Annotated in this window: 10 protein-coding genes; 2 read left to right on the forward strand and 8 right to left on the reverse strand. The window is 35.2% G+C overall.

What is annotated here, in order from left to right; genetic code table 11:
* Positions 1-3: 3 nt before the first annotated feature.
* Both HYN86_RS03700 and HYN86_RS03705 read left to right on the forward strand, forming a co-directional pair.
* On the forward strand, positions 4-4,203 hold the full coding sequence (locus HYN86_RS03700; RefSeq protein WP_113676825.1) for an Ig-like domain-containing protein: 4,200 nt from the start codon (positions 4-6) through the stop codon (positions 4,201-4,203).
* A gap of 126 nt (positions 4,204-4,329) precedes the next feature.
* Positions 4,330-7,410, forward strand: coding sequence for a DUF7507 domain-containing protein (locus tag HYN86_RS03705; RefSeq protein ID WP_113676826.1), 3,081 nt, complete (start codon positions 4,330-4,332; stop codon positions 7,408-7,410).
* 45 nt (positions 7,411-7,455) lie between these two features.
* Here HYN86_RS03705 and HYN86_RS03710 read toward each other — a convergent pair whose 3' ends face one another.
* From HYN86_RS03710 to HYN86_RS03745, 8 genes are all read right to left on the reverse strand, one after another.
* Positions 7,456-8,070 (reverse strand): DUF2975 domain-containing protein, encoded by a 615-nt coding sequence (locus HYN86_RS03710; RefSeq protein WP_113676827.1) that lies wholly within the window; start codon positions 8,068-8,070, stop codon positions 7,456-7,458.
* On the reverse strand, positions 8,060-8,563 hold the full coding sequence (locus tag HYN86_RS03715; RefSeq protein WP_113676828.1) for an RNA polymerase sigma factor: 504 nt from the start codon (positions 8,561-8,563) through the stop codon (positions 8,060-8,062). Before HYN86_RS03715 ends, HYN86_RS03710 begins: the two co-directional genes overlap by 11 nt.
* 7 nt (positions 8,564-8,570) lie before the next feature.
* Positions 8,571-9,434, reverse strand: a complete 864-nt coding sequence (locus HYN86_RS03720) for a TraB/GumN family protein (protein ID WP_113676829.1) — start codon at positions 9,432-9,434, stop codon at positions 8,571-8,573.
* Between the two features lie 93 nt (positions 9,435-9,527).
* On the reverse strand, positions 9,528-10,664 hold the full coding sequence (locus tag HYN86_RS03725) for an aminotransferase class I/II-fold pyridoxal phosphate-dependent enzyme (RefSeq protein ID WP_113676830.1): 1,137 nt from the start codon (positions 10,662-10,664) through the stop codon (positions 9,528-9,530).
* 127 nt (positions 10,665-10,791) lie between these two features.
* Positions 10,792-11,073: a F0F1 ATP synthase subunit epsilon gene (locus tag HYN86_RS03730; RefSeq protein WP_113676831.1), complete on the reverse strand. Its 282-nt coding sequence runs from the start codon at positions 11,071-11,073 to the stop codon at positions 10,792-10,794.
* Positions 11,074-11,155: 82 nt separating this feature from the next.
* Positions 11,156-12,667 (reverse strand): F0F1 ATP synthase subunit beta, encoded by a 1,512-nt coding sequence (gene atpD / locus HYN86_RS03735; protein ID WP_113676832.1) that lies wholly within the window; start codon positions 12,665-12,667, stop codon positions 11,156-11,158.
* A 235-nt stretch (positions 12,668-12,902) separates the two neighbouring features.
* The gene (locus HYN86_RS03740; protein ID WP_113676833.1) at positions 12,903-14,429 is read right to left on the reverse strand and encodes an SGNH/GDSL hydrolase family protein; all 1,527 of its coding nucleotides are present in this window, start codon (positions 14,427-14,429) and stop codon (positions 12,903-12,905) included.
* 83 nt (positions 14,430-14,512) lie between these two features.
* Positions 14,513-17,344 (reverse strand): TonB-dependent receptor domain-containing protein, encoded by a 2,832-nt coding sequence (locus tag HYN86_RS03745; RefSeq protein WP_113676834.1) that lies wholly within the window; start codon positions 17,342-17,344, stop codon positions 14,513-14,515.
* Positions 17,345-17,409 lie beyond the last annotated feature (65 nt).

Genomic DNA, 17,409 nt, shown 5'->3' on the forward strand with positions numbered 1-17,409 from the left:
AGCATGAAAAAAACTTTACTTTTATTTTTATTGTTGCCTTTTTTAGGGTTTGCCCAAGTGAATTTAGTTAAATGGGATAATCCTGCAGATAATTATGCTGTTGTTAATGCTGCCTATACTAATGCAGTTGATGCAGAACCTGTCGGCTCTGGACCTGACTTAAATTTAGCTCCTTTGGATTACCAAGGCTTTAGAGGAACCCCTTGGACAACCTCTTTTTCTATAGATCAAAGAAAATATTTTCAGTTTACTGTAAGTACTAAAACAGGCTATAAAGTAAAACTAAATACTTTTAATTTTACATATCGAGCAGAAAATCAATCATATTTACAACGTTACCAAGTTCGCTATTCTAAAGACGAATTTGCAACAAGTATGTTGTTAATAGACGAAGCAACTCAAAGTGGTAAAGTAAATAAATCTTTGGATTTATCTAAAATTACTTTATATGCAGGAGAAAAACTAACGATTAGAATATACGGCTACAAAGTAAAAACGTTGTCAGACTACAACACCCCCTTGTTTTTAATCAACAAAAATACAGTTAACGAGCCAGGAAACACTACTCCAACGATTAGTGGAACGGTTTCCACTTACGACCCGGCAGATTTAAATGCAAATGATGACCTGATTACAACACAAGAAAAAACAGCTGTTTCATTTAATCCTTTAACCAACGATACCAATCACACTGGTGCGACAATAACAAATACACAGCCTCCAGCAGCAGAAGGAACTGTTTCAAGAAATGGTAATATTTTTACTTTTACTCCAGCTGCAGCATTTAAAGGCACAACCTCATTTACCTATACTCTAACAAACGGTGCAAAAACCTCTACAGCCACTGTAGTCGTTTATGTAAATGAGCTAGCTCCTAAATTGATTATTTGGAACGGTGCAGAACAACAGCCAAAAGCCGTAGTTACAGATCCAAATATAACTGGAAATGACCTGTCACTTTCTCCTCCAACTCCAAATCAATCGAATTTGTCTTTGGGAATCTATAACAATTATTTTCATATAAGCGGTTTACAAAATAATGGATCAAATGCCGAAACTCTTAACAGGTATATACAAGTAAGCATTACACCGAAGGATAAATACAAACTTACCCTTACACAATTTAAATTTAGTTATTTCTCTCCAAGTAATGATGAAGGAGCTTCAATGTTTCAGGTTCGTTATTCTAAAGACCCTAATTTTGCCGATAACGGAACTATTCTATTAGGACCAACAACAGCGGTAAGAGGAAATGATACAGAAGTGGTTTTAAATTTCCCTACTGGTACTTCGGTTACAAGTAATGGAAATCAGACTTTATACATCAGAATTTATCCATACGCTGTTAATAATTTATACAATGGATATTTCAGAATAAGAAATGATTACGGCGGAGAGGTAGGACCAACTATTATGGGAGTTGTAGAGCCTTCAAATTTGATCACAGCAAATGCTGACTTTGCATCGGCTGCAACAAATACAGCTCTCACTATTCCAATTTTATCAAATGACGAAAATTACACACCTCTAACATCTATTACTGTAACCCAGCCTTCTGTTGGAGGAACGGTACAAGTTAATGGCACGACTAATGTAACATTTACACCAGCACAAAATTTCACAGGAAAAACTACTTTTGAATATACTATTTTCAACGGAATAAATTATTCTACAGCTACTGTTACTGTAAACGTTACATGTCAGCTAACGGGTGATCAAATCGCTTTTGGATCAGATCAATGGAATGGATATGTTTATAAATTAGCAAATAATGCTGCAATACCTCCAAATGTTACTTACCCAGCTTTGCCGAACAGCAGTATAGCAACTTATGTTGGAATTGTAACTGAAAACAAGAATTTCGATAGAAACATTGGAAGTGGAGCTATTACAGGTGTTACTTCAAATTTTGGCTGCGCGACCGCACCTAATGATAGATTTTTTGTAAGATACAAAATGCGCACAACTCTTGCTGCTGGAAAATATTCAATACTGCTAGCTGGAGATGACGGAACCAGACTTTACATTGATAATCAATTAATCGTTACACGCTGGAACGATCATGGCTATGTATCTGATATCCTTTTACAGGATATAGCTGCCGGCGAACATGAGTTTGTTATTGAATATTATGAAAATGGAGGTGATGCCAGAATAACATTTTCTTGCGATTTAACCAAAGGAGATCCAACAGAGTATGGTGATAAAGTTTGGAACGCATACGGATATCTTAGAAATGATTTGACATTAACCAATACCATCTATGCTGGTTATTATGTTGAACCTACTTTGAATATTAATTCACGAAATTATTGGGCTGCAAACAGCTCTCCTTCTGCAGCAGCAAATTGGCAGGGAGCTTCGATACCAAATGATAATTTTACAGTATCTTACAAACGTAAAGGTTTTCCTTGTGGCCAGTACCAAATTCAACGTGCGCATTATGATGATGCTATTCAGATATTCATAGACGATGTTGAAATTTTTTCTAGATCTGGCTGGGATAATAACCCTGCGTTAATCAACAACAATGTTTATACTTTAAATAGCAATTCTAGAGTTGAAGTCCGCTTAAGAGAAGACGGCGGCGATGCAAATGTTGGAATTAACTTTTTAAAAGTACTAACTCCCTATACAGGAACTGGAACTTTAGCTCCAAACAGCGCTATCGAAATTAACTCTAATACAACATTAACTTCAGATCTTACAGTTTGTTCTTGTACTATTAATCCAAACTATACTCTAACAGTTAAAGAAGGTGTTACATTAACAGTTGATGAAGATATCAATGTAGGAAATGGAGGAAAATTACTAATTCAGAGCGGCGGATCATTTATTCAGACAAGTACAAGCAAAACTATGTTTACTGGTAATTCAGATGCCTTTGAATTACAAAGAACAACTTCTGTACGCCGTTATGACCTTACATACTGGTCTATGCCGGTTACAAAACCAGGTTTTACCATGCATGATTTATCTCCTGGCACATTGTTCGATAAATTTCATTATTACGATTCGAATGCAGGAAAATGGGGCATCAGTAATAACGGAACTATGGTAATGGAAACTGGTAAAGGTTATACAATCAGAGCTCCTCAGAGTTACCATCTTATGATACCGCAGGATTTTACTGCCGTATTTACAGGTGTTCCTAATAATGGCGACATCTCTGTTCCAGTTGTAAATACCAAATGGAATTTAATTGGAAATCCTTATCCTTCTGCAATAAGCGCACAGCAGTTAATGGCCGATAATCCAAATTTAGGTTCGCTGTATTTCTGGGGTCATGAAGAACTGCCGGTGCGTAATCCTGCAGATAACACCTATTATTACAATAACGATTATACCATTTTTAATGCATCTGGAGCTACGACAGGAGGCGGCGGAGTACCTTTTAATGGATATATAGCCGCAACTCAGGGATTCTTTGCAAAACCAGAAACAGGAACAATAGTATTTAAAAACAATGAAAGAAGAGCAGGGAACAACAGCCAGTTTTATAAAACAGCAGCAGCAGAAAGCATTGAAAGAAACCGTGTGTGGCTGAACATTACAAACACCAGCGGTGTTTTCAAACAAATCCTTTTTGGTTATATCCAGGGAGCAACAAACAGTCTGGATATTAATTATGATGCTGTTTCGATGGCAGCCAATAGTCTTGTAGATTTTTATAGTATTAACACCAATAAGAAGCTAACAATACAAGGACGTGCACTGCCATTTGAAAAAAGCGATGAAGTTCCGTTAGGATATAAGTTATCAGCTAAAGGAGATTACACTATTTCAATTGATCATGCTGATGGAATCTTTAATAATCAGGATGTTTACTTAGTTGATAAAGAAACTGGAAAAACAACAAATCTGCGTCTGGAAAATTATACGTTTACAACAGCAGAAGGAAGTTTCAATAATCGTTTTGTAATTCGCTACACTTCTAAAACGTTAGGAACAGATGATTTTGAAAATTCGCAAAGCGGTGTTTTTGTTTCAGTAAAATCAAAAATAATAAAAGTAAATTCTAATACAGAAAATATAAAAGAAGTTAAGATTTATAACATCGGCGGACAATTAATTTATACTAAAAACAAAATTGATTCCAATGAATTGCAAATAACAAATTTACAATCCAGCAATCAAGTTTTATTAGTCAACGTTATGTTAGAAAATGACTCGACAATCACGAAAAAGGTGATTTTTAACTAATGAAATTAATCATAGCAGAATCCGACACTTCATCAATGTCGGATTTTTGCATGTTAAAGAAATCCATATAAATATTTAAGCATACCAAAAAGGCCCCATTATCAACCAATCTTAACCACCAATTTCATGAGCACAAAAAAGCTATTGAATTCCCATTCTATATCAGTAAAAAAATTAATCATTGCCTTTTTTCTGATATCATTAAAAATTACCAGTCAAAGTAATACAATAACCAGAATACATACCGACTGGAATAGAACTGGAACAGGATATTGGACATCAAATGGAGCGACGGGAGTAGGTAATCGCCCAGATAATGTCAATAATTTATTAGCATTTGAGTGGAGAGGTACAACATTTTCTACAGGAGTAGATGATAACAAATTAAACACAAATTCTGTCTCTTATAACCCACAAAACTTTAGAGCTTTAAAAATTCAAACTTTAGGAGCAAACACAAGTACTTATTTTTTACAAGGATCGATGATAGATGGCTCTGCAACAGGAACAACATTGATTCCTCCATTAGCAGGAGCTGCATCAACTGGAAGTGAAAGAGCTTCAAGACTTACGGATGGCAGCAATGGACTAAGTCTAGGGACTGGAATTGCTAATATCCCCAATGGTACTGCAGAATTTAAAATCGGAACAAACAATTTAAATTTAGGCGGAATCAATGATAATATTCCCGACTTAATTGTTACTCAAGTTGCAGAACCAGGAGGAACAGGGTCTGAAGATATATTTAAATTTGTCGATGCAGCAGGTAACACCGTTGGTAATCAAATATCTGTTAGTTTTAATTCTGTCTCGGTTATTGGAACTTACAGTTTAGATTTATTTAGAGCAACAGATGGTGTGATGGCTTTTACACCAGCAGCTACGAGAGATATAAGAATGCTGGGAATTGAGACTAGTTCTTTTGGTATCACATCTGCAAATGCAGCTCAGGTTGACCGTTTTGTAGTTGTGTTTTCAGGAAGTTCAGATTGTGCTTTTATTGCGTTCAATACAAAATCTCTAAAAATTGCAGATTTGAGTATGATTAAGAAGGCCACATTATCCTCATGTGGTAAAGCAGGCGACGTCATAACCTACAATTTTGATATAAAAAATACAGGACAAGTTCCGATTACCAATATTAGTGTTTCTGATCCAAAACCTGGAATGGTATTTTCAAGCAATTTAATTTCTTCCCTAGCCGTTGATCAAACAGCCACAATAACGGCAACATATACCGTTACAGCAGCCGATGTAGCTGCGGGAAGAATTGTTAATTCTGCCACAGTTACAGGAACTGATCCATCTTTAAATACTGTAACAGATATTTCTGGAGATGATTATAACAATAATAACGCAACAATTACTGTCCTGCTTGCACCTCCAGCAATTAGTGCGGTTCAACCTGTTACCTGCGCAAGTTTAGGAAGTATAGATTTAACAAATTTACCTGCATCGGGAACTTGGCAGGTTACGCAAACAGGAACAGCTTCTGCAATTTATAACGGTACGGGATCTACTTTTACTGTACCAAACTTAACTGTTGGATCTTATTCTTTTAGAGTAAGTATCGGGGGCTGTAATTCACCATTAACAGCAAGCACTTCTATTGGAGAAGATTCTTCAACCACATGGAATGGTTCAAACTGGTCAAGCGGTCTGCTGCCGGGCCCAACTAGAAGAGCAATTATTAATTCAACAACGCCAAATCAGCCTTTTACAGCAAATACAACTATGTGTGCTTTGACGGTTAATCCGGGTGTTGTTGTTACAATTCCTAGTGGAGTTACTTTAACAGTAACCAATAGTGTTACTACAAATGGTCAATTAATTTTTGAAAGCGGATCAAGTTTGGTGCAGACTACAAATGCAGTAAATACTGGTGACATTGTTTATAAAAGAACAACCTCTGTACGCCGTTATGACCTGACATACTGGTCTATGCCGGTTACAAAACCAGGTTTTACCATGCATGATTTATCTCCAGACACACTGTTCGATAAATTTCATTATTACGATTCGAATGCAGGAAAATGGGGCATCAGTAATAACGGAACTATGGTAATGGAAACTGGTAAAGGTTATACGATCAGGGCTCCTCAGATTTACCATCTTATCATACCACAGGATTTTACTGCTGTATTTACAGGTGTTCCTAATAATGGCGACATCTCTGTTCCAGTTGTAGATGCCAAATGGAATTTAATTGGAAATCCTTATCCTTCTGCCATAAGCGCCAAGCAGTTAATGGATGATAATCCAGATCTAGGTTCGCTGTATTTTTGGGGGCATGAAGAACTGCCGGTGCGTAATCCTGCAGATAACACCTATTATTACAATAACGATTATACCATTTTTAATGCATCTGGAGCTACGACAGGAGGCGGCGGAGTACCTTTTAACGGATATATAGCCGCAACTCAGGGATTCTTTGCAAAACCAGAAACAGGAACGATAGTATTTCGAAACAATGAAAGAAGAGCAGGAAACAACAGCCAGTTTTATAAAACAGCAGCAGCAGAAAGCATTGAAAGAAACCGTGTGTGGCTGAATATTACAAGCAGCAGCGGTGTTTTCAAACAAATCCTTTTTGGTTATATCCAGGGAGCAACAAATAGTCTGGACATTAATTATGATGCTGTTTCGATGGCAGCCAATAGCCTTGTAGATTTTTACAGTATTAACACCAGCAAGAAGCTAACAATACAAGGACGTGCACTGCCATTTGAAAAAAGCGATGAAGTTCCGTTAGGATATAAGTTATCAGCTAAAGGAGATTACACTATTTCAATTGATCATGCAGACGGAATCTTTAATAATCAAGATGTTTACTTAGTTGATAAAGAAACTGGAAAAACAACAAATCTGCGTCTTGAAAACTATACATTTACAACAGCAGAAGGAAGTTTCAATAATCGTTTTGTAATTCGATACACTTCTAAAACATTAGGAACTGATGATTTTGAGAATCTTTCAGATGGAATTTTAGTTTCAGTTAAAAACAAGATAATTAAGATTTCCTCTTCAAAAGAAACCATCAATGATGTAACTATTTACAATATACTAGGTCAGGAAATATTCAGCAAGAAAAAAATCAACAGCACAGAATTCCAAGTTTCGAATTTACAGACTGGAAATCAGGTTTTACTCATAAAGATTAGTTTACAGAATGGTAATAGTTTATCAAAAAAAATAATCATAGATTAATTCCAAAAACAAGAAACCCATCAAAATTTGATGGGTTTCTTGTTTTTATTCTTCTTTCAATTCGTCAATCACTTTCTTTATTTCTTTGGCAAACTTTCCATAAAATTTATGAACCCACCATTCCAGAGAAATCCCCATAAAGAGCATCGTAAAAACAACAACTAAAAAGAATCCTATCAATTGGCCGGTAGAAAATTCATGATCAACAAACCCTGGTATCTTGGTAAAAGCATAATAATAAAAGCCTAAAAAATATAAAACTAAAAACGGCGTCAAAGCAAAGCCAAAAGTTTTATACAACTCCATATTCAGTCTAATATCAAAATAGGTTTCATACAAACTGTCTTTAGTAGTCAAAGTTATATTATTCAATCGCTTATAAAAGAAATAAAGCTTAGTCAAATAATAAAAGCAAACTGCCACAAAGAGGCTGTAAAGCAGATAATACAGAAAAGTCATTTTCGGTGGAAAATCACATATAAAAGGAACTGTACCTATCAAAACAATGGACAGAATCTGATAAATGAATTCGTTTTTTAGATTTTTTTTAATTTTATCTAAAGGAGTATTTGCAGATTGAATCTTTTCTAAATTTTTCGGCAGAATAATGTTTTCGGGTTTTTCATTATTCCATGCATTTTGTATATCGTTAAAGTCCATATCCCTGATTTTTAATAATTTCTTTTAATTTTTCTTTGGCTCTGTTCAGTATTACTCTGGCATTTCCTTCCGAAATTCCAAGGTTATGACCTATTTCTTTATGGGAGAAACCTTCTAACTGATAGAAAATTATGGCTTTATCAATTTTATCCAGTTTTTGTACCGCTTTATAAAAATGATCCAGTTGATTTTCTTTTATATGAGAATCATTTTCATCTTCTTTTATATTATCTGAAGCGATTTCATATTTATCGACCTTCCGCTTTTCTTTCTTTAAAAACACAATTGCTGTATTTACTGCCACTCTATACATCCAAGTCGAAAACTGGCTTTCATTTCGAAAAGAATCATACGATTTCCAAAGCTGACAGACAATCTCCTGAAACAAATCCTGCTGATCATCAGAGTTATCCATATACATTTTAGAAACTTTATACAAAATTCCTTTGTGGCTTTCTATCCGATTCAAAAATTCTTGTTCTTTCTCTTTCAAAACAGATTTAGTTCATTATCGGTTTTACAGTATAACCCTCTTTTCTCAACAAATTAATAACTCCAAGCTCACCTCCCAAATGTCCAGCACCAACAGCAAAGAAGACACTGTTCTGTTTCATTAATTCTGGCATTGCTTTTACCCAGTTTACATTTCTATTATCAAGAATCTGTTTTTTGGTTTTTTCACTTGTAAATTTTTCATCTGTTGTTAAAGCATACATACTGTCAATGTTTTCATTTTTATACGCAGTAACCAATTGCTCTGATTCTTCAGAAGTTGATTCTTCCAAAAGCTTTAAAATCTCATCATTTGAATACGCGTTTTCCAGAATTTCAAATTGAGATTTTACGGTTTCAAGACCATAAATTGAAACATTTCTTTTTTTAGCTTCTTCTGAAAACTCCATTTCATAAAACTTAAGATCCGCACAGCCAAAACTTTTCATACTAATCAAACTTAAAACAGTTAAAAGACTGAAACTATCTACTTGCTGTACACCCATTCCTGTGCTCTTTTTTAAAATTGAATCTAATTTTGCTAATTGTTCCGGACTTAATTTTTTACTTAGCGGTTCTTTTCCCATTGCCAATTGCTGCATCTGGCTCATTTCATTCGGATCTGTGAAGTTAATTTCTAAATATAATTTGTCAGAAACGTCAAATGCTTTTTTTGTTTTTTCAGATAAAAAATAATCCTTTGAGCAAATCATATGAATCGTTCCGTACAAATAAGATGGCTTTTTTAGTCCTTTACCTGAAACCTCCCACAAAAGCGAATTTTCTAGTTTAGGAGATTTCGTCTGCGCTGAAATAGCAGAAGGAAAAATGAATATAAATAGCAGTACTGCAAATCGAAATATTGTTTTCATGTTTATTTGGTTTATTTGATTACGACTTGTAAGTAATCGAATCATGAAAACGTTACAAGAAATTTTAAAATTTTCAAAAAATCCATGAATAAACTAAAAAACAAAATCTCTTACCAGCTCTAAAAGTTGCGTAATTTCTTCTTGTGAATTGTAATTGTGAATACAAAAACGAAGACGTTCCTGTCCTTCAGGAACGATTGGCGAAAGAATCGATTGCACATCAAATCCTTTATCTTGAAGTTCTTGTGCCAGCTGTTTCACGTTTTCATTGTCAGGAACAATAGCAGAATGTATAGCAGATTTACTCTGAACAAACATTGGCTTTAAACCTAATAAATTTTTCTGCTGATTAAAATATATGATGTTTTGACGAAGTTTTTCAATTGTCTCTTTTTCAATTTCCAAGTGCTGATAAGCCGTTAAAATAGTTGCAACTGAATGAGGTGACAAAGCGGTCGAATAACTAAAAGTGGACGAAAAATTTACAATATAATCCCTAAGTTCGACAGATCCTAAAATCGCTCCGCCATAACAACCCAGGCCTTTACCGAAACTCATAATTCGAGCAAATACTTTTTCGTGCAATTGCAGATATTGAGTGAGACCTTCTCCTCTTTCTCCAAAAACTCCCAAAGAATGCGATTCATCAATTATTAAATAACAATTGTATTTTTCTGAAAGCGCAGTTAATTCATCTAGATTTGGGCTGTCGCCATCCATAGAAAAAACACTTTCTATGATGATATAGACCGATTGATTGGGAAATTTTAGAATGAGACGCTCCAAGTCTTCAAAGTCATTATGAATAAACTTAAAAGATTTGGCGTTAGAAACCGAAATACCGTTTTTTATTGAAGCGTGACATAGCTCATCATACAGTATGATATCATTTTCTTGAGGCACAGCGCTAAAAAAACCAATATTGGCATCGTAACCTGAATTAAAAATTAAAGCAGCGTCTGCATCATGAAATTGTGCTATAAAATTTTCTGCAATGTGATAAAGTGAATGATTGCCTGAAACCAATCTAGCACCAGTTGCTCCGTTTTGAAAAATCTCATTTTCTAATAAATAAGCATGGGCACTTCTAAAAATTATTTCGGATTTTGCAAACCCAATATAATCATTAGAAGAAAAATCAACTACGTTGTTAAATACAGGCAGTTTTTTAAGTGAATTATGCTGCCTACAATTGTCTATTCTCTGGATAAGATTTTCAGGTAGTTTCATTAGACAAAAGTATAAAATTGAAATTAAATCAAAATAAATCACTGATTTCAAATTTCATGCAACAAATATTATAAAAACAAAAAAGCCAGACAAAACTGTCTGGCTTTTCAACTTATATAAAATTGTTTTAGTCAACTAATACAATTATTTTATTGTTTTTCATCTCGATTGTTCCTGACTTAATATCTAAAGTATAGGTTTGGTCATTTACTCTCTTGAATTTATCAACCGCTTCCTTAGAAAAATTGAAGCTTGGAGCTGCAATTTTAATTGTTCCTTCTTCTAAGATAGAAACAATTGGTGCGTGATGATTTAAAATCTGAAAGCTTCCATCAACTCCTGGTAAAGTAACTGAGGTTACTTCTCCTGAAAATAATTTCGCTTCTGGTGATACTATTTCTAAAATCATATTTTTTTTAGTTAATAGTTGATGGTTGATGGTTGATTGTTGTTTCTAACAACTGACAACTAACAACTAACAACCAATATTATTATGCTTCAGCTAACATTTTTTCTCCAGCTTCGATTGCATCTTGAATAGAACCTTTCAAGTTGAAAGCAGCTTCTGGAAGGTGATCTAACTCACCGTCGATAATCATGTTGAAACCTTTGATAGTATCTTTAATATCAACTAATACACCTGGGATACCTGTAAATTGCTCTGCTACGTGGAACGGCTGAGACAAGAAACGTTGTACACGACGTGCTCTAGATACAGAAAGTTTATCTTCTTCAGATAATTCTTCCATACCAAGAATCGCGATGATATCTTGTAATTGTTTGTATTTTTGAAGAATCTCTTTTACTCTTTGTGCACAGTTGTAGTGCTCATCTCCTAAGATATGTGGAGTTAAAATTCTTGAAGTAGAATCTAACGGGTCAACCGCAGGATAGATACCTAACTCAGCAATTTTACGAGACAATACAGTTGTAGCATCTAAGTGAGCAAAAGTTGTTGCCGGTGCCGGGTCAGTTAAGTCATCCGCAGGAACGTAAACCGCCTGTACAGATGTAATAGATCCTTTGTTTGTAGATGTAATACGCTCTTGCATAGCTCCCATTTCAGTTGCTAATGTTGGTTGGTAACCTACCGCAGATGGCATACGACCTAAAAGTGCTGATACCTCAGAACCTGCTTGTGTAAAACGGAAGATGTTATCAACGAAGAATAATACATCTTTACCTTGGTCAGATCCAGCTCCATCACGGAAATACTCAGCGATAGATAATCCTGAAAGTGCCACACGTGCACGAGCTCCAGGTGGCTCATTCATTTGTCCAAAAACGAAAGTAGCTTTAGACTCTCTCATTCCTGGCATATCTACTTTAGATAAATCCCATCCTCCATTTTCCATAGAGTGCATGAAATCATCACCGTATTTAATAATACCTGACTCTAACATCTCACGAAGTAAGTCATTTCCTTCACGTGTTCTCTCACCTACTCCAGCGAATACTGAAAGTCCACCGTGACCTTTTGCAATATTGTTGATCAACTCCTGAATCAATACTGTTTTACCAACACCTGCACCACCAAACAATCCAATTTTACCTCCTTTTGCATAAGGCTCGATCAAATCGATTACTTTGATACCTGTGAATAAAACTTCAGATGAAGTTGACAAATCTTCAAATTTAGGAGCTTGTCTGTGAATTGGCAGACCGTTTTCTCCAGTTTTTGGTAAATTACCTAAACCGTCAATTGCATCTCCAACAACATTAAATAATCTTCCATATACGTCTGGACCGATTGGCATTTGGATTGGATTTCCAGTTCCAACTACTTCATATCCTCTGCTTAAACCATCTGTTGAATCCATAGAAATGGTACGAACAGTGTTTTCACCAATATGAGATTGTACTTCTAGAACTAGAATAGTTCCATCTTTTTTAGTGACTTCTAGTGAATCATAAATTTTTGGAAGTTCAACATCTTTACCGTTGAAAACTACGTCTACTACTGGTCCAATGATTTGAGCAACTTTTCCTATTACTTTTGACATTACTTATGTATTTATTAAATAGCTATTTAGGTTTATCGAAAATACCTCTTTTTTCAGAGCGCAAAGATAATTTTTTAAAATATAAAATCAATTTTTTTTTCATAAAAAATACCATCATTTTGTTTGATTCATAAAACTCACCAATAAAATAACAAAATCAGCATTTTTTTAATAAAAGAAAAAAACCGCTTCATCCTAAAAATGAGCGGTTTTTTGAAGTTAAAAATAGTTTCAATTATAATTTTGCAGGAAACAAGACTTGGTAATTACCAATATCCACACCTTTCAAATTTGAACCATACTTAGCATTAATCGCTTCGATAAATTTATTGGCAATAAATGCATAACCTCTTGGAGTAGGATGAACTCCATCTAAAGAAAACATACCACCAGTAACAAATGTTGCTTTTAATGTAAAATTATTCATTGTAATTCCGTTTGGTTTATTTAGATCAGCCATAATAGACTCTGCATCTACAATTGCCAGACCATTTGCTTCGGCAACTGTTTTTATAGTCAAATTATAAGCAGCAGTAGCCACTCCAATTTCTGCAACTTCTGAAGGCAGTAAAACATATCTGTCCGGCAACGGAAAAGTAACTCCTAATTGTGATAAAGATGGAGAAGGCGAAGCTATTCCGTCAGCAGCCACATTTGGAACTTTTCCAATTCTAGAAGAAGCCCCTAAAACAATTAAATCAGTAGGCAGTGCTTGTCTGGCTCTTCCAAAAATCTGCCCCATTACTGTAGCAGTAGTAGCATCTAAGCCACCACCCATTAAAACGGCTTTTAAATTTGCCGAAAGATCAGGCAAAGTCTCATCTACAATTAACAACGGATTATTTCCTGTTGAAGACAAAAGATTAATTCTATTTCCTTGTCCTAAAAAAGCCAAGGCATTATGCAAAGGCCCATACAATTGAGTATTTAAAGTATTAACCAAACTAACTCCCCCAGCACTTAAATTAGCCTGAGTAAGCTGATTATATGCAATTACACGAAAATGAGGAAGAGTTGTAATAACTGGCAAATTAGCCACAACACCTTTTCTTCCGCCAGAAACAAGCTGCGCAACCAAACCTTTATATGCAGCATCAAAAGTCGCTGTTGGCGTTAAAGGATTAACTGTGGGATCTCCACCAGCAGTCGCATATCCTAATTCATCGTTACCACCAATCCACAAAGAGAAAAAAGTAGGGTTTTGACTTAAAGCATCTGCTAAAACTGTAGTTGTTGTACTAGAAGCAAAACGGGCAAAATAAGGATTCGCAGTTCCCGTCGCTACCCCTGCAGGATTACCGTAACCAGGCGCCAGCAAATGGAAACTTTTTGCACCAGGTACTCCCAAATTACCAAAAGTGCCAGACAAACGCGCCGTAACTTCTGTCGTTGGTGTTCCTTCAACCGGAACTGGAGTACTATTAAAATATAATCGAGGTCCAAAAATAACATTCCCTCCTAATAACAAACCTCCAATATTATCATTCGAAAAAGGCGTTTTAAATTCTCCCCCTCCCACTAAAGCGAACTGCTGCGCCAAAATATTCGGGTATGCTCCTTCTTGTCCTTTAATAAACAGAGCATTATCACTAAAACCCGCCGCAAATGAATCCCCTAATGCAACATATTTAGAAAAATCTGCACTTCCAGCTGTCAAAGGCTTACCATCAGACGATTCCACAGGAACAACCACATCGTCATCACTATTACAAGCCATAAAGGTTAACGAAACCAATAAAAGCCATTTGAAATTTTTTATCATAATTTCTATATTTTAAATGTATCCATTTCCAAATTATAAATTCAGAAACCTATAATGAATTTTACACTGAGTTAATAAATCAATTATGGATTGATGGTCCAAGAAGCAAAATACTGCTGTCCAATTAATCCAGCTCCAATAACTTGATAGTATTCCTTACCACCAATGTTAGCAGCTCCTAATTTTACAACTGATTTCAATTTTGGAATTCCATAATTTATCTGCGCATCAATTACTGTTGCAGATTTGATTACACCATCAGCAAAACCGGCCTGCCACAGATATTCACTGTTCCATCTTCCACTAACACTGAATCCAAAATTCTTGAACAGTTTATCATTTCCAATTGACATTTTAACTCTATGCTTTGGAGTATTAAATCCAGCCTCAAAACTTGGATCTTTTTCTTGATCAAAATCGAATTGAGCATAGTTATAATTCACCCCTAATTCGAAATCAGAAATTATTTTTCTAGAAAGTCCAACTCCAAATCCTAATGAATGTATTTCCACATCTGAATTGGTATACAATTGATACACTCTGTATTCTCCATTTTGAATAGCTCTTACAGACTGCACACCTGCATCTGTTGTTCCTGCCGCAAGATTCGGATTATCCTGTGCTGTTCCGTAGTAAGGAGAAATTACATTTAAAGTTCCAATGAAATCATTATAAATATTATAGTAACCGTTAATATCTATAGACATACCTTCAAAAATAGAACGATATCCAATTTCAAAAGCTTTCACTTCTTCAGGCTTTACTAAGTTCGCTCTAGATTTTTTCAACAAAGCTGCAGCTGCAATTGGATTACTTCCTGCCATAGCCGAAAACGCATTTACAGAACTCGCTAAATAAGAATTATTATAAGCATCAACACCACTCATGTTTTTAGTAGCATTTCCATTGCTGTAAGACTGACCTTCAGCACTTAATGCAAATGTTTCATTAAATCTTGTCAAGTTATCTGGCGCAGAACCAATCAACACAGCACTTCCAATATTGAAACCGATATATTGATCTTGAGTAGAAGGGTTTCTAAAACCTGTTTGAAAAGATCCTCTAAAATTATGATTTCTCTTCTCTCCTCCTGAATACACAAGAGACAAACGCGGCGAAAAGTTTCCATCAAAGTTTTTAGATTTATCATAACGAAGAGATCCTGTAAACTTCAATCTGTCATCCATGAATTTTTTCATCAATTGAGCATAAGCTCCATACTCATTATAATTGATCGGACCATTTGCGTCCGTATAAATTCTTCCATGAGAATTCAGTTCATAAGCTCTAAAAGAACCTCCAACCTGAATCTCTGCAAATTTTATTATATCTCTAAAATTATAGTTCGCATCAGAATGGTAAATTTTTGAATTATCAACCAATTTTGAACCAGAAAGAACATCTTCCTCATTTATAACTTGATTAAAAGCATTCTTGAATTCTACTGTTCCCGGCAAGAAACGACCAGTATCTGCAGTAGACCTTCCTGCCGCATGAGCCTGCTGAGGAGTCATTCCTGCCAAAGTACCTTGAATATACGCGCCTGCATATTGACCAAACCAAGTATTATCATCTTTCCACTTTCTATTCACATTAATACCCGTAAAAACCATATCATAAGAATGACCCCCATCTTCACCAGTCATGTACCCTCTTACAAAAAAGTTTTTCCCTTTAAATTCTAATTTATTCTGGTACATAAAAAAATCATTCAGATAATACCTGTTAGCTCCTTGATAAACAGCATTTCCTGTACCAATTTTACTCTGCCAGATAATTTCCAACTTTTCATCTCCAAAAGGTCGTGCATGCAAAGAAAAATCAATCTTAATATTCGACGCTTTATTATCTGTTAAATCAATTTCATTATAACCTGTTCTACTAACCATAGAATTAGGCAAAAGATTAGATGCTCCGGCCGGAATTAACCCCATTGCCTCTAACTTCTGACCAACTCCTTTAATATTCGTCGCAGCCTCATCACCATAAACATTAATTCCATCATAACTAGGATTCGTTCTATCAATGCCCGTCCTTGTCTTGTCATCATAATTTGTAGCATACCAATCTGTAGCTTCCATGTAGGTGAAATTCGCTTTAGCAGCAAAGTATTTATTAAAAGCGCGAGCAAATCGAATACCAAAATCATAATAACTATTTGTGCCCGCAGCTTCTTGAGAAGTTACTCCATATTTAAAATAAGCTGAAACACCTTGATTTGTAAATGGACTTTTACTGGTCATGAATAAAATTCCATTAAAAGCATTTGCTCCATATAATGCAGATGAAGCACCCGGCAGAAGTTCCACACTCTGAACGTCGATTTCCGAAACCCCAATCATGTTTCCTAAAACAAAATTCAGCAATGGAGAAGAGTTATCCATACCATCTACCAACTGCATAAAACGAGTATTTGCAACAGTCGCAAATCCTCTTGTATTGATAGACTTAAAAGACATACTACTGGTATTCATCTGTACCTCTTTCATATTTTCTAGACCATCGTAAAAAGTTGGAGAAGCCGTCCTTTTTATTTCCTGAATTCCCATTCTTTCAATTGTCACCGGAGATTCCAAAACTCTTTCTGGTGTTCTGGATGCTGAAACTACAATTTCATCTAATTTAGTTTCTTCATCAACTAGAATTACATTCAACTTTTGATTAGCCGTGGTTACACTAATCGTTTTTGACGCAAATCCTACTGCAGAAACTTTTACAGAAAAAGGAAGTTTAGAATTGGTTGTCAATTTAAATGATCCGTCGAAATCAGTAGACGCACCACTATTTTCACCGACAACAATAACATTAGCACCTGGAATAGATTGTTTGTTACCATCTGTAACCGAACCTGTTATTGTATTCTGTGCAAAGGATATGCCACTAAACAACAACATAATTAGCAAGTAGACTCTCATTGGGTTAGTTTTTTTGTTAGTATATATAGCCAAAATACGCAAATATTTTAATATGTATAAAAAAA

The sequence above is a fragment of the Flavobacterium fluviale genome (assembly GCF_003312915.1).
Classification (GTDB): Bacteria; Bacteroidota; Bacteroidia; order Flavobacteriales; family Flavobacteriaceae; genus Flavobacterium; species Flavobacterium fluviale.